Origin of the sequence: Phocaeicola barnesiae DSM 18169 = JCM 13652 (genome assembly GCF_000374585.1) — a bacterium.
Taxonomy (GTDB): domain Bacteria; phylum Bacteroidota; class Bacteroidia; order Bacteroidales; family Bacteroidaceae; genus Phocaeicola; species Phocaeicola barnesiae.
On sequence record NZ_KB894644.1, the window covers coordinates 29,566 to 47,916 of the forward strand.

General features: G+C 42.0%; 14 protein-coding genes and 1 pseudogene. 6 read left to right on the top strand and 9 right to left on the bottom strand.

The window, feature by feature from the left end; genetic code table 11:
* Both C510_RS0102380 and C510_RS17000 read left to right on the top strand, forming a co-directional pair.
* On the top strand, nucleotides 1–2,583 hold the full coding sequence (locus C510_RS0102380; protein WP_040365896.1) for an AAA-like domain-containing protein: 2,583 nt from the start codon (nucleotides 1–3) through the stop codon (nucleotides 2,581–2,583).
* Between the two features lie 136 nt (nucleotides 2,584–2,719).
* Nucleotides 2,720–3,937, top strand: a pseudogene (locus C510_RS17000) (IS256 family transposase).
* A gap of 55 nt (nucleotides 3,938–3,992) precedes the next feature.
* Here the strand turns inward: C510_RS17000 and C510_RS0102400 are convergent.
* Both C510_RS0102400 and C510_RS0102405 read right to left on the bottom strand, forming a co-directional pair.
* On the bottom strand, nucleotides 3,993–4,772 hold the full coding sequence (locus C510_RS0102400) for an STM2766 family helicase-associated protein (protein ID WP_018709743.1): 780 nt from the start codon (nucleotides 4,770–4,772) through the stop codon (nucleotides 3,993–3,995).
* Nucleotides 4,762–6,744 (bottom strand): STM2767 family DEAD/DEAH box helicase, encoded by a 1,983-nt coding sequence (locus C510_RS0102405; RefSeq protein ID WP_025892196.1) that lies wholly within the window; start codon nucleotides 6,742–6,744, stop codon nucleotides 4,762–4,764. The genes C510_RS0102400 and C510_RS0102405 overlap by 11 nt, the downstream gene beginning before the upstream one ends.
* Before the next feature lie 952 nt (nucleotides 6,745–7,696).
* Here C510_RS0102405 and C510_RS0102410 point away from each other — a divergent pair.
* Complete coding sequence (locus C510_RS0102410; RefSeq protein WP_018709745.1) at nucleotides 7,697–7,939, top strand: hypothetical protein; 243 nt, start codon at nucleotides 7,697–7,699, stop codon at nucleotides 7,937–7,939.
* Between the two features lie 89 nt (nucleotides 7,940–8,028).
* On the opposite strand, the gene C510_RS0102415 is transcribed toward C510_RS0102410, so the two are convergent.
* From C510_RS0102415 to C510_RS0102430, 4 genes are all read right to left on the bottom strand, one after another.
* Nucleotides 8,029–8,997 carry a permease gene (locus C510_RS0102415; RefSeq protein WP_018709746.1) on the bottom strand — a complete coding sequence of 323 codons (969 nt, stop codon included), beginning with the start codon at nucleotides 8,995–8,997 and terminating at the stop codon, nucleotides 8,029–8,031.
* Between the two features lie 77 nt (nucleotides 8,998–9,074).
* The gene (locus C510_RS0102420) at nucleotides 9,075–9,503 is read right to left on the bottom strand and encodes an arsenate reductase ArsC (RefSeq protein WP_018709747.1); all 429 of its coding nucleotides are present in this window, start codon (nucleotides 9,501–9,503) and stop codon (nucleotides 9,075–9,077) included.
* A 6-nt stretch (nucleotides 9,504–9,509) separates the two neighbouring features.
* Entirely contained in the window at nucleotides 9,510–9,749 is a 240-nt protein-coding gene (locus C510_RS0102425) for a thioredoxin family protein (protein WP_018709748.1), read from the bottom strand.
* Between the two features lie 108 nt (nucleotides 9,750–9,857).
* Complete coding sequence (locus C510_RS0102430; RefSeq protein ID WP_022339767.1) at nucleotides 9,858–10,184, bottom strand: ArsR/SmtB family transcription factor; 327 nt, start codon at nucleotides 10,182–10,184, stop codon at nucleotides 9,858–9,860.
* A 331-nt stretch (nucleotides 10,185–10,515) separates the two neighbouring features.
* Between C510_RS0102430 and C510_RS0102440 the strand changes: the two genes are divergently transcribed.
* Nucleotides 10,516–11,313, top strand: coding sequence for an arginase family protein (locus C510_RS0102440; protein ID WP_025892195.1), 798 nt, complete (start codon nucleotides 10,516–10,518; stop codon nucleotides 11,311–11,313).
* 177 nt (nucleotides 11,314–11,490) lie between these two features.
* Here the strand turns inward: C510_RS0102440 and C510_RS0102445 are convergent, their stop codons facing one another.
* The gene (locus C510_RS0102445; protein ID WP_154651937.1) at nucleotides 11,491–12,027 is read right to left on the bottom strand and encodes a hypothetical protein; all 537 of its coding nucleotides are present in this window, start codon (nucleotides 12,025–12,027) and stop codon (nucleotides 11,491–11,493) included.
* A gap of 55 nt (nucleotides 12,028–12,082) precedes the next feature.
* Nucleotides 12,083–12,823, bottom strand: a complete 741-nt coding sequence (locus C510_RS17285) for a hypothetical protein (RefSeq protein WP_154651938.1) — start codon at nucleotides 12,821–12,823, stop codon at nucleotides 12,083–12,085.
* A gap of 937 nt (nucleotides 12,824–13,760) precedes the next feature.
* Between C510_RS17285 and C510_RS0102455 the strand changes: the two genes are divergently transcribed.
* Together C510_RS0102455 and C510_RS16820 are read left to right on the top strand one after the other, a co-directional pair.
* Entirely contained in the window at nucleotides 13,761–16,661 is a 2,901-nt protein-coding gene (locus C510_RS0102455; RefSeq protein WP_018709754.1) for a sensor histidine kinase, read from the top strand.
* A gap of 15 nt (nucleotides 16,662–16,676) precedes the next feature.
* Entirely contained in the window at nucleotides 16,677–17,411 is a 735-nt protein-coding gene (locus tag C510_RS16820) for a LytR/AlgR family response regulator transcription factor (RefSeq protein ID WP_018709755.1), read from the top strand.
* 124 nt (nucleotides 17,412–17,535) lie between these two features.
* Here C510_RS16820 and C510_RS0102465 read toward each other — a convergent pair whose 3' ends face one another.
* Nucleotides 17,536–18,327 carry a patatin-like phospholipase family protein gene (locus tag C510_RS0102465; RefSeq protein WP_018709756.1) on the bottom strand — a complete coding sequence of 264 codons (792 nt, stop codon included), beginning with the start codon at nucleotides 18,325–18,327 and terminating at the stop codon, nucleotides 17,536–17,538.
* Nucleotides 18,328–18,351 lie beyond the last annotated feature (24 nt).

Below are 18,351 nucleotides of genomic sequence, written 5' to 3' on the forward strand. Positions count from 1 at the left end.
ATGACAAGAACAATAAATTCATCAGCACAAGTTCCTCGTGAAATGTATGTTGAGCGAGCCGCTGATATGCAAATAAAACGCATAATAGCAGAAATGGCACGTCCTGGTTATGTTCTGGTTGCAAGACAAATGGGAAAAACGAATTTGTTATTACATACAAAGGATTTGTTGCAAGACAATAAAAATATTTTTGTATATATAGATTTTTCTATAATGTCTAATTATACAGAAAGAGAATGTTTAAACACGCTTATAGATACAGCTATAGAAGTTAATTATGAATTATTCAATGAAGCAGAGGCTCAAATAGAGCAGATTCGTGAGAAATCTACCTACAATGCTTTGCGAATGTTTAATCGTGAATTACGTATTTTGTTAAAATATGTAGATAAAATAGTTTTCATTCTTGATGAAATAGACGCTTTACTTCGCACTGAATATTCTGATAGAATATTTTCTCTTATACGTGGACATTATTATGCTAATGCTAATTTCCCTGAATTAAAAAGAGCGACGTATATTATGTCTGGAGTAGTAGAGCCTAAGGATATTATAAAAGATCCCAATATTTCACCATTTAATATTGGTGAAAAGATTTACATGACGGATTTTACATATGAGGAATTTCTTTGTTTAACTAAAAAATCTGACTATCTATGTCATATTGATAGGAATATTATAGAAAGATTATATTATTGGACTAAAGGACAACCTCGTATGTCTTGGGATTTATGTGCCTCTGCAGAGCAACAACGAGTAACAAGCATAGAAGAAATAGACGATTTGGTAAAGAAGATGTATTTAACTACTTATGATCGAGCTCCTATAGATTCTATCCGGGAAAAAGTTAAATTAGATTCAGAATTATGTGATGCCTTAATACAATTATCAATTGACAAGGGTGATTCTCTATCTGATGATGTAAAAAGTAAATTATATCTAGCTGGTATTATCGATTATAAACAAACTATTCCTGAATTTAAAAATCCAATATTAGCCAAAAGTCTTACCTATGATTGGTTGTTAGCTATACATGACCAAGAATTAAATTATCTTTCTGTTGCAGATAAAAGTATACATTTAGAGCGTGATTATAAAAAAGCAATTGCCCATCTTAAAAAATTTTTTGATTCTAATCCAACAGATTTGGATGATATTGATAAAGCAAACTTCTTAATGGGAGAAGCTTATTTTAGAACTTATCGCACAGATGACTCTTTGAAATATCTTAATGAAATTATAAAAAGAGGAACAAAAACGAAATTCCATCATAGGAGTATGTTACTAAGGGGATATACTTTGGCTTCTGATGAGAATTTTAAAGAAGCTGAAAAATGTTTTCGTGATCTATTGCAAGATAATACAATCAGAAACACAGAGGTATATTTTAAAGCGATACTAGGTTTAGTAGATGTTTTAGTTTCACAAGATGATACAGCTCTGTGGAAAGAAGCGGAAGTATTGCTTAATGAACAAATTGAAAAGTCACAAATGGAATTGCTAAAGCAACATTTATTGGCAACTGTATTTTATTATTTAGCCTGTATAGAAGAGAAAAGAAAGAATAAAGATTTATGCGTCAGCTATATAGAAAGTGCGTTACAGTCATCACAACTTAATGAACGTCCTCAATTACTGTATATGAAATTGAGAAATGTTAAAAAAGAAACAAGGGATAGTACTGCTTATGAGTTATATAATAGCCTAGAAACAATCAAAGCTCGCCCTGAGCCAGAAGATTTTGATAATACGTTAGGATTTAATTTATTTTATGCGAGTCAAATTTTAGCATTGCTGATGTTAGAATATCCTCAATATGATATAACTAAATATTTGCGTTTTTTTCTATATGAGTCAAAGGAAAATGCTGTTATTTATATATATGAATTATTAGTTAAAAATGAAGATGAAAAAGCTAGTGATTTCTTTAAATTAATAGTGAAACTAGTACATACCCAAGAATGGTTATTTGATCTTTCTCAACGTTGTAAAATTGCATTACATCAATTAAGAGAATATAATAATCCAGATGAATGTTTGGATATTATTTTAAATTTAAATAACAGTCAGTTGTTGCAAGACTTTATTTGCGAGTTATTTTCAACATCAATATATTACTTTATAAGAAAAAGGGCCATCAGGGAGGCGGATCAGATAATAAAAAAATACCGATCTGTTGAGCGATATTTTGTAAGTAAACAATATGATAAGGATATTTTAATAGATTATTATGAGTGTTTTGTTTTATTCATTCGTAAGGATTATGCTGTTTTTTCAAAAAAGGGAGCTTTGTTACTTGAAAAAATGATTTCTTACAATAACCAAAAAGAGAATTTTAAAGAAGAACAACTCTCTATCAATGAGGTAAAAAGTATAACTGAAAATTTGAAGAAATGGCTACAAGCAACAGAGGAAACACTTCGAAAGATGGGGATTAAAGAAAAGAACACGACTTTAAGCAGAAATTCTAAAATTATAGTTCGTTATATTTCAAACAACAAAGAAATAGAAGGTAAATACAAACAGTTAGAAGCAGATCTGAATATGGGATTATGTATTGTTGTAAAGATAACCAAACTATAGATAGAATTATATGTCAGCAATAACTAAAGTCGGTCGATTTTAGGCACTATAAAAGATTTTGTGTAAATGGAAAATACGGGATTCAAGTTTGAGTCTCGTATTTTTTATTTTATAGATTTGCAAAATGAAGAAGATTATGAAAGAAAAGAATCAAGTAGTGCCCGATGAGGTGTTAAGCAAGGAGTTCCTTAGCCAGTTCAAGACAGAAGCTGATGTGAGCAAGTTTCTGAAACAGTTGCATGCCCTGGTGCTGGAGAAGATGCTTGAAGGCGAAATGGATGTCCATTTGGGTTATGAGAAGAATTCTGTGGCAGGAAACAACACCGGCAATTCACGTAACGGTAACTATCCGAAGAAAATCCAAACCGAACATGGGGAATCTGTCATTTCCATTCCGCGTGACCGTAACGGCCAGTTTGAACCGATAGCAGTGCCCAAACATGAAAGCCGTGGACTTTCAATAGAAAAGCTTGTTATCTCCCTATATGCCAAAGGAATGAGCGTTTCCGATATAGAGGAGGAGATGCGTGAAATTTATGAAATAGAGCTCTCGACATCAGCCATCTCCATCATTACAAACAAGGTAAATCAGGCAGCCTAGGAGTGGCAGAACCGCCCTTTAGATCCTGTTTATCTGATAGTCTGGTGGACGGTATCATCTTCAAGGTACGGATAACGGCAAAATCATAAACAAGACCGTTTATCTTTTCGTCAACCTGAAACAAAACGGTCTGAAGGAAGTCCTTGACATGTGGGTAGGCAAATCGGAAAGTTCTTCTTTCTGGATGGGTATACTGACTGATTTAAAGGTGCGTGGAGTACAGGATATACTGATTACCTGTACTGATAACCTGAATGGATTTACGGATACTATCCGCACCGTATTCCCTCAGTCATCCACTCAAATCTGTGTGGTGTATCAGATCAGAAACTCCAGTAAATATGTCGTTTATAAGGACAAGAAAGAGTTTACAGCGGATATGAAGAATATCTATAATGCACCCAACAAAGAAGTAGCAGCCACAGAACTTGACAATCTGGAAAAGAAATGGGGAGGAAATATCCTTATGCCATACTTTCATGGAGAAACAACTGGGATGATTTGACTGTTTTCTTCCAGTTCCCGCTGGAAATCAGAAAAATAATCTATACCACAAATCTCATTGAAAACCTGAACGGGAAAATCAGAAAGTACACGAAATCAAAGCTTTCATTCCCTTCGGATGATGCCGTCAAAAAGACCGTCTATCTTTCACTTATGGAGATTGAAAAGAAATGGACTATGCCTATTTCAAACTGGGGCTTGATTATGAACCAGTTTATGCTTATTTTTGAAAACAGAATCCAGATATAAGAAGAACTTACAACTGAATCCTGTTTCCATTTACATAAAATTTCGGACAGTGTCTTTAATATCGCCCTCTTGATCTTCTTAAAAATTTTAAATTATTATTATACGAACTTTTAGTACCACGATTAATTCTATTCTTTTTTAAAGAAATCATTCTGCAAAAATCTTTGCTAAGAAAAATGTTTCTTAATTCGTTTTCGTCAATAGATTTTGGCAATCCTAACTTATAAGAGTGGTCTTTAGTGAAATTAATATCAAAATGATACTGTGGATGTACGATGGATTTTTCCCCTTTAGCAGCCTGTTTATCGTAGTCATATCTGATATATGCAGGTTCCTCAAATAATAAATATTCGAACAAATGCTTTCCTTCTTCACTTGGGATATTCTCTAAATCATCAAATACTATATCATTGTATAATCCTGTCTTCTCTTGTGTTACTTGATTTAATATAGCAATGGCATCAGATATGTGCTTGGCATTAATTTCAATTTTTTTTGTATTTCCACTATCACTGTCGTCCTTTTTTATCAATATGAAGGCATCTATCTTATTTAGCTTTGCTTTTATTTTAAGGCCGAATCCAAAACTTATTATTTTATTGTTACTTTCAACAAATATCCGATGCAATTCATAATCTTCTACACACATATACGGAAATTTGCACATTTCCTGCTCATGACATCCATTCCATTGTGTTATTAGAAGTTCTAAGGCTGTAAGTTTCAGTTTAATGAAATCATAGACATTAGTGACTTCCGAAAACATATTCTCACGTCCTTTCGCATCTGTTAAGTTAATATAGAAATCATGCTTTGACATTTGTTTATTCTCCATATATTAGTATGAAAGAATCAAGTTTCTTTTGTAATTCATCTTCATCAAGATCCTGCCAGCCCATTCCAAGTGCAGTTTCTACCATTTTGTCAATCAGTTTTCCTTCTACACCCTTATTTTTCAGATAATCACGTATTTCATCTGCCAATGGTCGTCTATTTTTCAATTTCTTAAACCGAGTTTCTACCTGTTTTTGTTGTTCAATTGATAGTTTGTTAAACTTTAAAGCTTTTAATTCATTTATTACATCATAGTTATGTCTCAATTTTGTTGCATTTTCAGCTTGCTCTTCTGATATGATAAGGTAAGATTTTATGAAAGAACGAGTAAGCATTGTGTACAATGAATTTCTATAAGATTCACGTGGAACTAGTCCTTTTGTGATGCATATAACAAAGGGGAATTCCAATCCTTTCACATTATTTCTATTGCTTAATAGCAACCTGTCTTTAATGACTGTTTTTGTTTCATAAGCCTTATTGACTTCCCATCCCAGACGGACACTTATTTCATGTTCTATTTGATTTGCCCAGTTATAAATATAGTTATCATCATCCAGTAGAATAATACACAAATCATTGATTGATACATCTGAATTTTCACTTTGTATATCATTTATAACTTCCAATGTTGCGGAAGCAACATCTTCCTCCTTAAAGGTTCTGATTTCAATACTTTTGTAATCATCTTCCACATCAGAAAACCTTCTGACAGGTTCGCGTGTTAATGATATTTTACCATTATCTTCTGTATATATATATCCGCAAGCTTCCCAATCCTCCTTTCTTAGCCACCTTAGCTTTCGTTTTTCAAATAATCCTAAGCCTAAAGCATGTGCGAACATAAGAGTTCTTGGATCTGTTCGATAACATTTTGTAAGGAAATAATCTGCAGAATAATCTGAAATGACATGTTCTTCAAAAATACTTTGGAAAATATCGCCAGCTATGTATAACTTCTGAGACGTAACTTCTTCGCATAATTTAAAGAAACTTTCAGGAAAATCCTGACATTCATCAACTAATATATAGTCTAATGCATATTTTTTATCTGCTATTCCACGGATTTGGGATAACGCATTTTGGCATACATCATCAAATGATGTATATTTCCCGTAACTATGGTATACAATACCATAAAAATCACAAATGTATCTATATAAACCTGAATTTTCATCCCCGTATCTACCCCAAGCATTAGTACACCATAACCGTTCGTTCCAAGCAATCTGTTCTGATACCCTCATCAAATTAAAGAACGTTGGAATTTTCTTTGATAAAGAATCTGCTAATATCTTATTGTGGCATGTTACAAAAATCTTAGGTTTGCTATAGCTCGTATATAATTCTTTTAGTTTGTGAAGCAGTAACTCAGTCTTTCCTGTACCTGAAAGTCCCTGAATTTTCACCCTCTTGCTTTCGCCTTTATTTTGATAAATAAATCGAGTTTGGTCTGCATCAAACAATTGTATTTTCTGTTTCACTTTGTCAAGCAAGGTTATAGGCACTTCTGCCTTAACTCTTTCTATGTCATTGATGCTTCCTGTGCATAAAGAAATTATTATTGTTGCCCATTTATTATATTTAGGGTCTGCAATTCTAAGTCTGCGGAACAAGTCAGAGACATCAGATAAATCCCGTTTAGTCATAGAGAAATCTACGACATGGCTCCAGATAGTTTTAAAACGTCCTAATACTTTCTCATATTCATACGTTTTATACAAATGTGACACAGACATCTCTATATCATATTTATAATCATCAAATATATGGGTATCTGCTTCTAAATTAACTAGAGCTATTTTGTATCCAGGAGATAAAATCATAACACTTTGATAAGTAGTTTCTTCATTATCTCCTTTAGGTGTACGCAACAAATATATAGAGTGTTTGTTTTCACTAGCGAACCGTGATAACACATTCTCAATATCTCCCAAGTTAAGACTATCTGAATAAAAATATGATGTTTCCATATTCAATAGTTCGTTAAATATTCAATAAACAAAAATAAAACAAATCCTCTCTATATATTAAATGTTTCCTACATCTTTTTTAATGCTGATGAATAGAAACGAATTTGACTAATATATTGCGATAATAAACACCGTATTGCTTAATCGATGGTAAAGATAAACAAATAGTATGAGATATTTATGCTTGGAGTGCTACTTTATCTAAGTTCCCAAACGAATTATTTCTCTAGTTGCATCCTCGCGTATCGGTAATCTGCTTTGTTTAGTGGTGGTGGGATAGTCGAAAAAAGGATCTCTGGTATTGGAATCATTGATATGAGTTTTCATTTGGAGGCTATTTAAATGCTGCCAGCAAAAATATAATTCGGAATGAAGTATACTTTGATAATCTGATATTGGATAAACTAATTTTCTATTTTTGTTACATTACCCAATATCAATACAACAAAAACTCTGGAAAAGGGATTGTATTTTTAATAGCATCAGAAAAGTATTGTATCACAACATTTTTTCTCATGTAACGATTTATTTCCATTTCAAAAATTAAGCCTAACGAAGAAAATAAGCCAAAGCTATGGAAAGAATGGTCTGAAATTTGAGACTATTACTGCATGAGTGTTAATTTAATGTTTAACGAAATATTATTTTTATTCAATGAAGAATTTGTTATCTTTGTAACGTAATGTCTGAGCATAGACAAGCGAAAGTCTATGAGTGACACAAAAAGACGGTTTTCAGTTACTAAATCGTTACACTTGAAAAATTGAACTGAATTAAAACGATGATTTACATGGATTTAAGAGAGAAAGGTTCATAATCCTGTCTCTCCGCTGATAAAGGATGTAAATCAAGTAATTACGAGATTTACATCCTTTTTTTTATATCCAAGTTCAGTGATAATTAAGTATGATTATTCCTGATTCATTCATTTTTCAGAGAAAGCAGAGGAATAATGTACGACATTGTGTACATTATTCAGGCCATTGGGCTTCAGTTCGATGACCTGACGATATTCTGGAGATACGTCAAACGGGCACTCTATGTGGTGTTCTATTGTTTTGTAATAGCCGAATCGGGGATAATAGTCTTTGTGACCAAGCAGGACGGCTGGTTCATATCCAAGGATAGCAGCTCTTTGATGAGCCTCTTTCAGCAGAGTTTCTCCTATGCTTTTCTGTTGGAATTCCGGAAGTAAGTCAAGGGTGCTATAGCCAAAGAAGTTGTAACTCCATTTTCGGATACGATTTCTACTTTGGTCAGTAGATGAAAACCTGTAACAGGCTCTTACAATACGGCATTGAACAGGTATCCTAAGAAGATAATGAACAAGGTTATCAGACCGAAGAAGATACAGATTAGCCGCCAAGTCATGACTTTTTTCAATAATGTGGCTTCCGGTAGCGAAAGCCCTACGACTGCCATCATGAAGGAAATGGCCGTTCCTATTGGAATTCCTTTTGCTACAAAGACTTCTATCACCGGAACGATTCCGGCAGCATTGGCATACATCGGTACAGCAAGAATGACAGAAAGCGGAACAGCGAACCAGTTGTCCGTGGCCATATATTGTTCGAAAAAACCTTCCGGAACGTAGCCGTGCATCAATGCCCCTATGCCTATTCCGATGAGGATGTATAGTAATACTCCCCGGACAATGTTCCATGCCTCATGGATAATCTTGGGGAGGCGTTTGATGAAGGGGGTATTTCCGGTTTCCCATTTATCGGATTCGGCGGATGAGTGTTGTTGTATCTGTTGTACCCATCCGCTCAGATAAGGTTCCAGCTTCATTTTTCCCAAGACAAATCCACCTGCCATGCCCAGCAGGATACCGCTGATAACGTAGATGGCAGTTATACGGAGTCCGAAGGTTCCGATGAACATAGCCACTGCGACTTCATTCACCAAAGGTGAAGTAATCAGATAAGCAAAGGTTACGCCCAAGGGAATGCCACCTTTTACAAACCCGATGAACAGAGGGATGGAGGAGCAGGAACAGAATGGGGTAATAGCCCCAAACAGCGCAGCGAAGAAGTATTGTAATCCATACAGTTTACGCGAAGTCAGATAATTGCGTAAACGCTCTATCGGAAAATAGGCATTGATGATACCCATTATCAGACTGATAAAGAACAGTAGAACCAGAATCTTTATCGAATCATATAAGAAGAAGTTCACGGCTTCTCCGATAGGGGTAGTATCCTTCAGGCCGAAGATGTCATACACCAGCCAGTCCGCAAATTTTTGTATCATGATCTTGTCTAGTCTTGTTAGTTGTTGGTAGGCATACAGATAACCGCCAGGAAATCTTATCTGTAAGTTGAGTATTCCTATTGTTGCTGTTCCTTTATTTCAGTGAGATAAAATTTCGTGAATTCGTTCCTTATTTCATTGCGTACCCTGATAAATTCATTTCTGATGAATCCGGCTGTTCCTTTGGCTTCCGAGGGGTCATCGAATCCGATGTGTAACCGTTTCCAGACGTTGCCTGTAAAGGTGGGGCAGGTCTCTTGTGCGTTGTTGCATACGGTTATCACATAATCCCATGTTTTATCCAGATAGGTGTTTACATCGGTGGGGGTATGTCTGCTGATGTCTATGCCAATTTCTGCCATGACTTCAACAGCCAAAGGATTGACGTTGGGAGCCGGATGTGTTCCGGCAGAGAAGACTTGTATATCCTCGTCTAAGGATTGGAGGAAACCGTGCGCCATCTGGCTGCGGCAACTGTTCCCTGTACATAAAATCAGGATTTTCATACGGTTTCAGCCTATTGTTTGAAGAAATACTTCTTTCACTTCCTTAGCGGAAAGTTTGCCTTTTGCCACTACTTTACCGTCGATGACAAGGGTCGGAAGTGTCATTACATTGTATTCCATGATTTTCATCAGATCTTCTTCTTTGAGTACTACAGCTTCCAGACCTAATTCTTTGACTACTTGTCCCACTGTTTCATACAAGGCTCTGCAGCCGTCACAGCCTGTTCCTAATACTTTAATTTCCATTGTGGTTGGTTTTTATAGTTAAACGTATTTCGTAAAATAACGAACATTAAGGGTGAAAAATATTAAATGTTTCTTCCATCATCCGGAACGGTCTTAAAAGCCATTTGATTAACAGCATGTTCCTGACTGGCAGACACATTGGTTGAAGAAATCGTTGAAGAGCCTGCGGGCCAATTCCCAATTTTTACGGTTGATGCAATACTTTACTTTGGGAGTTTCTACTTCTCCTTGTATCAGTCCTGCATCTTTCAGCTCTTTCAAATGCTGGGATACAGTGGCCTTGGCAATAGGAAGCTCTTCATGAATGTCTCCGAAATAGCAGGTTGTCTGTTTGGCCAGAAAGTGCATAATGGCGATTCGGGCGGGATGGCCCAACGCTTTGGCAAATCTGGCCAACTGTTCCTGTGTAACCGTATATTCTTTCTTTTCTTCCATAATCTTGAATATTGTTCGCAAATATACGAACAACATTGGTGGTTGCCAACTATTTCATCAGGAATTTCATTGGATACATGGTTTTACCGGAGTCTTATCAGATCATTGCAGAAAGAAAGGCCAAAGATTCCATGTGAAAGACTTGTTCATCTCATAAAAATGCAGTACCTCTGAACCCGAAATCCAAGAAGGTGGCCCTCGCTCGGATACTGGAGTATCATGAGGCCTGGTTGTCTTTTCAAAGCCTTGCAGATGAGTCTGTTGGCTGACAAAGGTCAGAATAGTGCTTTCTTGTGGTTTGTTTTTTACTTGCAGAAAGGAGTATGAATGTATGGAAGATAAAAATAGGATAATTCGTGACCGGTATGCAAAATCGGTCGTAGTCATGAATTTTACCGGAGTGTATGATTATGAGTCTTTCCTCCGTAACCCGAAAATCAAATGGCTGGACTGCAGACATCTGAACGGAACAGAATGTTATTGCGATGAGGAAGGGGCATCGGCTTTGAAGCGGTTGATAAACGGTTATTCTCCCCAGGGAATCCATTTCATCGATTCGGGCGATTATCATTACGTTACAAAATTTTGGACGGATAAGTTGGATGTTCCGTTTGCCCTGATGGTTTTCGACCATCATCCCGATATGCAACCTCCGTTGTTCGAGCATATCTTGTCATGCGGAAGTTGGGTGAAAGATGTTCTTGATACCAATGTGAATTGTCGGAAGGTGATTGTTGTCGGCGCTTCAGACCGTCTGGTGCAGGAAGTGCCGGAGGAATATGGCAGCCGTGTCCGTTTCTACAGTGAATCTTCCTTCAATCAGGAGGCCGGTTGGAAGGCTTTTGCTGCCGAGCATGTTAGTGAACCGGTCTACATCTCCATTGACAAGGATGTGTTGAACCCGTCTTCGGCGGTCACCAACTGGGACCAAGGTTCCCTTAGTCTGCCTGAACTCGAACAGTTGCTGGCTGTGGTGCTCCGGCAGGAGCAGGTGATAGGGGTGGATATCTGTGGAGAATGTTCGGCTACTCTAGATCTGTTTGAAGAAGAGCGGGAAGCGGAGATTGACAATCGGGCCAATGGAGAGCTTTTGCGCTTCTTCTGTTCGTTCGAGGCGAAAGCTGAATGAGGTTTTATTAACAGTTTACAACCGCGCCGTATGCAGGACAATCTATGCGGCAGTACGAAAAATTGTAAAACGAGAGTAGGAAGAAAACCGTTTGTTTTCCTCCTACTCGATTCAACAGGTGTTATTTAAAATTGCTAGAGATAAGCCTGTCTTTACATAGGCATTCCATCAGATCAGTCAGAAAGCATAGCAGAATCCCAGTGTAGCCTCACGCAGCAGGCTGATGGTAAAAGATTTGCTTCCGGAATTATATCCCAATGAACCTAACGCGGTGATAAGGTACATTCTGTTGGAAAGAGAAATTGCCAGTTCGGGCGTATATCCGAAGGTAAAGGTAAATGTTTTTTCTAATACACCGAATCCCATGCCGACGGTATTCATCATCCCGATTGTTCTGTTGAACGGTACATAATAGCCTCCACTAGGTCCGATGGTAAACAGACTTGCCCCTCCCGGTGCTACAGACAATCCCAATCCTCCACCGATATACCAGTTGTCTGTAAGCATGTAGTTGATGGCGGGAGTAAGCGAAAAAGTCACGTCAACATCCGTACTGTTGGAAACGACTCCCCAACCGTTTACACTTTCCGATGAGCCGATGTCCAGTGTCAGACCGATGTTTCCTCCTATCAATAAATCACCTTTGCGCAGTTGTGCATTGGCTGTCGATACCATAACCAACAGGCCGATGAGCCACATAATCATTCGTTTCATAAGTCATTATTATTTAAGGGTTAAACAATTTTTATTCATTTCTTCTCCATCGGCATCACCGCAGCAGCTGCATCTCCTGATACTCGATGGTCGACCCGATGTTGGGATTGAAGAAATAGCTGTCCGACGAGAGGATGGTACTTGCGTCCGAGGTGCTCCACACCTGCGTGCCGCTGCCGATGGGTACGTCCACCACCGTTCCGTCGCTGCTCACGTACGGGTTCACTTCCCGTATGGCTTCGCTGTGCAGCTGTGTCACGCGGTCCTGCATGGCACTGGTACTCTCGTACATGGACATCTGTATGTCGCTGATTTCGGCGGCATTCTGCCGGATCTGCTCGCTGATGCGGGCGGCCTGCTGCTGGTTACGGATGATGCCCGCCCGCACATGCTGCTTGATTTGCTCGATTCTTCCCTGCTGCATGGAAACGATGGCTTGCGAATACTGGGGATTGAGCTGAATTGACCCTTTCATGCGTGCTGCCTCGCTACCGGCCAGGTCCAGGCTCTTTTCGTCGGTAGCGGTAAAAGTGGTCAGTTCAAGTACGTTCCACAGACGGCGGTCGATGGTGCGCATTGTGCCGTAAGGCATCCTCACGTCGAGGATGAAGAAGCAGGCCGTCGCCACGTGGTACACCTCCTTGCCATCTTCCAGCTTGATGACACAGACAATGGCCGCCGCATCTGCTTTGGCACCGCGTATCTGGGTAAAGCTACTGCCCATCACCGAGTTGGCCAGACCCTGTTGGAAATTCCGCAGGAGTATTTGGCCGTATTTGTCAGCGTATTGTCTCATCGCGTCCGGCAGTTTGTCATAAGTCTGCACCTCCTTCAGTTCGACGGACTGTGCATGGGGAAACTGTGTCCTTACCACATATTGCAGATAGTCCTCGGCAGTGGTGTAGGGCCGCTTCATGCTGCGCAGCAGAGGATGACGCTGCCCGGTGGCCACACCGTCGTTCTCGTCGTAGTAAGAGCGGATCGCCTCGGAGTAGAAGCCCAGCTTCCTCGCCCCGTCGCTCCCCTTGATTTGGGTGTTGACCGACCCGTTCGCCTGCTGGAACTCCTCCAAGTCCACCCGCCCCACCAGCTGCCAGCCGGGCAGGCAGTCGATGGTAAGCACTTGGGCATTCTGCATGTAGGGATCGTACAGGCTGACCTTCCTTGTTTCATCGTACACGGTGGCAGTGGGCTTGCGCTCGTCCGTCCCTGCCGGGGTCGTCCCCTCGGCAGCGCTTTCGCTTCCTCCTGCCCTTCCGCACCCGGCGGACAGGCAGGTGGCTAATATGAGTGTTGTATACATGATGCTTTTCATTCTGGTTAAGAGTTTAAAGGATAGTAAATGAGTTCTGTGTCAGCCTAACGGGTTCTCTTTACGTTTGTTCGGGTTCATTTTCTGATTCTGTTTGTACTCCATAGCTGCATCCTCCTGTTCTTTTAGTTAGACTTCGGTTAATTGGCTGTCCTCCATATTGTCCTTCATCAGTTATCCCTTCCAGAGGACTTCGGGATATGGTGATTTTTTTAGTTCTGGTGACTTAAAGATAGTGGATAAGTTTTTAATTTACAATAGGTTGTGAGTGTGCTTTACACGAATACCCCTACCGTTTACACGAACGGAGGACTGGCGTACATGAACGGGTGTTTTTTTGTAAGGGCTTGTAGGAGGATTGGAATAGTCGGCGGAAAAGAATATATTTGCAAGCAAAGCCTTTATAAATGTCCCATCCAGCATGAATACGAAACGTTACATTTTGCTTTGTCTGTTCGTCGTGTTGGCGTTCTTGATGCAGGATCGTTCCGTGACTGCTGCAGAGCCTGTCGCTGTCACTTCGGAATACGCTCATCGCCATTACACCACACAGGACGGTCTTCCTCAGATGCTCACCGAGTACATCTGGCAGGATGCGAAGGGCTATATTTGGATTGGCACACTGAGTGGATTCGTGCGCTATGACGGATTCGAGTTCACACCTTATCTGAAAGGAAAGCAGGAAAACATTCTTTCTTTCTGTCCAGGAGTGGATGGTAGTGTGTGGGCGCTTGGTTTCCGGCGTAAGCATGTGGTGGATAAGGAGGGTACGATACGGACGATACCGCTCACAAAGAGGGGACTGCTGCTGAACAACCTCAACACTTACTCGTTACCGCCAGGACTGGTTTTATTGGAAGATGAGCAGGAGCGTGGGCGTGAAATCTGCCGTCTGACCACCGAAGGGGTTGAAACTGTATTGAAATCGTCCGTACTGGACAGCATGGACTTTTGCCGTAGGGTCTATCTGGACAGCGTTTCGCAGACATTCTACATTCCCACCGCCAGCCATCTTTGTCGGATAAAGGCTGATGGTACCGTTCTGTCACCCATCCAGGTGACTGAACCTTATTCGCTTTTGAGAAACGGAACACAGCTTTTTCTTTTCGGAGCCGAAGGCATCTATGAAATAAACGGTGACAGTACACGCCTCGTGGCCCCCTGTCGCTTTCTGGCACCGGATTACGGTGTATCCGCCTGTGCCGACCGCAAGGGGAACATCTTCATACACGATGCCCATAACCTGTACCGCTTTTCGAAGGACGGCAGTGTCAGACGTATTGTAGACGGTATCAACCTCATCCGCCAGATGTGCATCGACCGTGAAGGAAACCTCTGGCTGGCCACTTACCAGGGTGTCTACAACTTCTTCCAGCTGAATTTCATGAATCACCGTTTGAACGACCGCAACGATATCTTGCGAGCCATTGACGAAGATGCGGAAGGAAGGCTATTGGCAGGTACTCTGAACGGATGCCTGCTGTGTGGACCAAATGCTGACGAACTGTGTCCCATTTCTTATCCTCGTGAGAAAGGCAACTATTTTTTGCCTCGCACGGCCCGAATAGGTCATACTAGCTATCTGCTGGGAATGGGTGACGTATTGGCCTGTAACGGTAATGAACGCCGTTGGCTGGGGTTACCGTGGCTCAATTACCAGTTTCTGGACGGCCATGACGATAGTCTGCTTGTGGCTACCCGCCAGGCACTTTACGTTACCGATGCCCGTGGACGCATTCTTCAGACTTACGAAGGTCTGCGCGGCGTCTTCTGCGCTTGCTCCGACGGGGACGGCAACCTTTACGTGGGTACTGCCTATGGTGCAATACGTTTACGTGGCGAAGAACGCCACGACATTGTTCAGCCGGATAGCAGCATCTCCTGTACGGCTATGACCGTTAATTCCTATGGTGAAATTTTCTTCGCCTCGGGCGAAAATCTTTACACCGTACGCAACGACTCCGCTGTGCTGGTTCAGAATTACGGCAGTCCGATACGTTCAGTTCACCAGACACGCGACAATTTTCTCATCGTAGCTGTTATCGATGGGCTTTACATCACCGACAACAAACTGCTGCAGACTATGTTCTTCAATCAGTATAACGGTTTTACAGGTATTGAGCCGTTAGCTGCCCATATTGCCGAGACGGATGACGGTACTGTCTGGATTCCTTGTGTGGATCAGACCGTCTCTTTTCATCCTCATGAGCTGGTCTATCAATACACCAGACCCAAGCTGGAACTCCTGTCTGTGCAGGCCTCGGCAGACAACGTCAACTGGCAGCGCGCCACGGCCGGCGCCGACGGGGTCATCCGCCTGGAACACGGCCTGCCCAACCTGCGCTTCTCCTACATCGCCATCTCCCACTCCGCCACCGACAACGTGCGCTACCGCTACCGCCTGAAAGGCTTCCAGGAGCAGTGGTCGCAGCCGCAGACGGGCCGCGAGGTGCAGTTCAGCAACCTGCCCCCCGGACGCTACCGGCTGGAGGTGTCGGCCCTGCTGGGCAACATCTCGTCGGACACCATCGGGGTGGACATCCTGCTCAAGCCCGCCTTCTGGCAGCACACGTGGTTCTGGCTGGCGGTCGCACTGGTGCTGGCCGGCGGCATCTGGACATTGGCCTACACCTACTACAAGCGGCGTGACCGCCGGAAGATGGACGAGCTGCAGCGCGAAATCAAGCTGAATAACCTGCTGGTGAAGTCCATCCGCCTGAAGTCCATCCCTCACTTCAATGCCAATGTGCTGGCGGGTATCGAATACTTCATCCTGAACCATTCTGTGGAGGAGGCCAACAAGTATCTCGCCCTGTACTCCCGCTTCACCAACTCTACGTTACTGGACGTAGACAAGCCATCACGCTCCCTTGAAAAGGAGCTGGAATACATTCGTCTTTACCTCTCGTTGGAGCAACTGCGTTATGGTGAAAGTCTTTCCTACCGCATCTGTGTGTCGCCTGATGTGGATACCCACATTCAAGTGCCGAACATGATATTGCATACTTACTGCGAGAATGCTGTAAAGCACGGGCTGCGTAACAAATCGGGGAACGGGCATATAGACATTGAAGTCACCGTCCGTTCCGGCGGTATCAATATTGCCGTTACCGACGATGGTGTAGGACGCGAAGCTGCCGCCACTTTCTCCACTTCCTCCACCAAGCAGGGACTCAGCATCATGGAACAGCAGATTGAACTGTATAACCAGCGTAACAACGTACCTATCGTGCAGACTGTGACAGACCTCAGGACACCGGAAGGCCGAGCATGCGGCACCCGTTTCGAGTTGTTTGTTCCCAGTCGTTATAACTATTTCTGATTTTACTTATCGCTTATGAAGAACTTCCGTGCCATTATTGTTGAAGACGAGCGGTTGCCACGCCTCTCGCTTCTCCAGAAATTGAAAACCTACCACCCCGACATTGAGGTGGTGGACTGTTGTGAATCTTACGAAGCTTCCCTTACCACCATTCTGCGCCACAGACCGGATATTCTTTTCCTCGATATTCAGTTGCAGGGACATACCAGCTTGGAATTGTTGCATGAACTGAAGGAAGCCATCCCTTTGCCTCACATCATCTTTACGACAGCATATAGTAACTCGGAGTATCTGTTGGAGGCTATTCGTTTCGCTGCCGCCGACTACTTGTTGAAACCTGTGGATGTATCGGACCTGGCAAAGGCCATCCGCCGCATTGAGGAGCGCGACGCGACGACTCCATCCTCAGCCTCACAGTCCCAAGCACAGTCAGGCAAGTTTACTTTCCGTACCCTCAACGGTACGCTCTATGTAAGCAAGGATGAGGTGGTCTACGTGCGTGCCAGTGGTAATTATTCCTACATCATGTTGGCCGAAGGTGAAGAAATCATACTGGAAAGACTTGGGATTATTGAAGGTAAATTGGGTAACAGTCACTTTATCCGTGCCGGACGTAATCTTCTGCTCAATCGTGATTTGATTTTTAAGGTTGACCGCAAGCACAAGTGCTGCATCTTGCGTACTCCTGCCGGGCGGGAGTACAGTGTGGAGCTGTCTGCCGGCGGGATGGAGGCAGTTGAGAAGCAGTGATTATCTGTTTTAAGTTCACGACTTTTGTGTGGATGCTTGGTATGATTCTACAGTGGATGGGCTTTGTTAAATTCCCTGACTTTATCGCTTAGTCATTTTGACTGAATACATAAACTGGCAAGAATTACGACAGGAAATCAGTGTGCAGTGGTGTCTTCCTTACCGCAGCCACTCCCAACGCTATCAGTTCTTTCCCCTTATCGAACTGAAAAATCGTAAACGGACGGGTTTCCGAGCGTATCACCATGTCGGGATGAAAACGGGCGATGGTGTGACTGATATTCTTCTGGACCAGAATGGTGGTAGGCTGGCTCATGAAGAAGTACCGGTCTGGTTTCAGTAAAAACGGTTTGTCATTGCTGTGTAGGCTATAGGCTACGGAAGCTACCAGCAGGTCATCTGCTTCCCTGTGTACATATTCTAGGGGTAGAGGAGCCGACAATCCTCCATCTACGAGAAAACTTCCGTTCCATTTGAAAGGTTGAAAGAGGTTCGGTAAGGAAATGGAGGCACGTACAGCGTCCAGCAGTTTCCCTTTACGGAACACTACTTCCTGCTCTGTCTGCAGGTCTGTAGCTACTGCGGTGAAGGGAATCTTCAGCTCTTCGATGCGTACATCGGGAATGATTTCAGCGATTCTCCGCATCAGTTTGTTGCCCTTTAGAAATCCGCTTCGGGATACGGTGATATCCATCAGTTTCAAGAGGGACGGTTTGTTCAGTGACAGAAGGGCTTCTTTGCAGGCCTGCAACCTTCCGGTAGCGTACGCCGCACCAATCAACGCTCCCATCGAACAACCGGCGATGGAAGTAATGTGATATCCTTGGCGTTCCAGTTCCTCGATAACACCGATGTGGGCAATTCCTCTGGCTCCCCCTGTGGAGAGTACCAAGGCTATGTTCTTTTTCTTATCCATGTCTGTATTGTTGGTTGGGAAGAT

Bases quoted from the DNA above. Each gene is read 5' to 3' on its own strand.
- C510_RS0102405 (WP_025892196.1), bottom strand. From the start codon at position 6,744: ATGGAAACATCATATTTTTATTCAGATAGTCTTAACTTGGGAGATATT.
- C510_RS0102380 (WP_040365896.1), top strand. From the start codon at position 1: ATGACAAGAACAATAAATTCATCAGCACAAGTTCCTCGTGAAATGTAT.
- C510_RS0102400 (WP_018709743.1), bottom strand. From the start codon at position 4,772: ATGGAGAATAAACAAATGTCAAAGCATGATTTCTATATTAACTTAACA.
- C510_RS0102425 (WP_018709748.1), bottom strand. From the start codon at position 9,749: ATGGAAATTAAAGTATTAGGAACAGGCTGTGACGGCTGCAGAGCCTTG.
- C510_RS0102455 (WP_018709754.1), top strand. From the start codon at position 13,761: ATGAATACGAAACGTTACATTTTGCTTTGTCTGTTCGTCGTGTTGGCG.
- C510_RS17285 (WP_154651938.1), bottom strand. From the start codon at position 12,823: ATGAGACAATACGCTGACAAATACGGCCAAATACTCCTGCGGAATTTC.
- C510_RS0102415 (WP_018709746.1), bottom strand. From the start codon at position 8,997: ATGATACAAAAATTTGCGGACTGGCTGGTGTATGACATCTTCGGCCTG.
- C510_RS0102465 (WP_018709756.1), bottom strand. From the start codon at position 18,327: ATGGATAAGAAAAAGAACATAGCCTTGGTACTCTCCACAGGGGGAGCC.
- C510_RS0102420 (WP_018709747.1), bottom strand. From the start codon at position 9,503: ATGAAAATCCTGATTTTATGTACAGGGAACAGTTGCCGCAGCCAGATG.
- C510_RS0102410 (WP_018709745.1), top strand. From the start codon at position 7,697: ATGTACGACATTGTGTACATTATTCAGGCCATTGGGCTTCAGTTCGAT.
- C510_RS16820 (WP_018709755.1), top strand. From the start codon at position 16,677: ATGAAGAACTTCCGTGCCATTATTGTTGAAGACGAGCGGTTGCCACGC.
- C510_RS0102445 (WP_154651937.1), bottom strand. From the start codon at position 12,027: ATGAAACGAATGATTATGTGGCTCATCGGCCTGTTGGTTATGGTATCG.
- C510_RS0102440 (WP_025892195.1), top strand. From the start codon at position 10,516: ATGGAAGATAAAAATAGGATAATTCGTGACCGGTATGCAAAATCGGTC.
- C510_RS0102430 (WP_022339767.1), bottom strand. From the start codon at position 10,184: ATGGAAGAAAAGAAAGAATATACGGTTACACAGGAACAGTTGGCCAGA.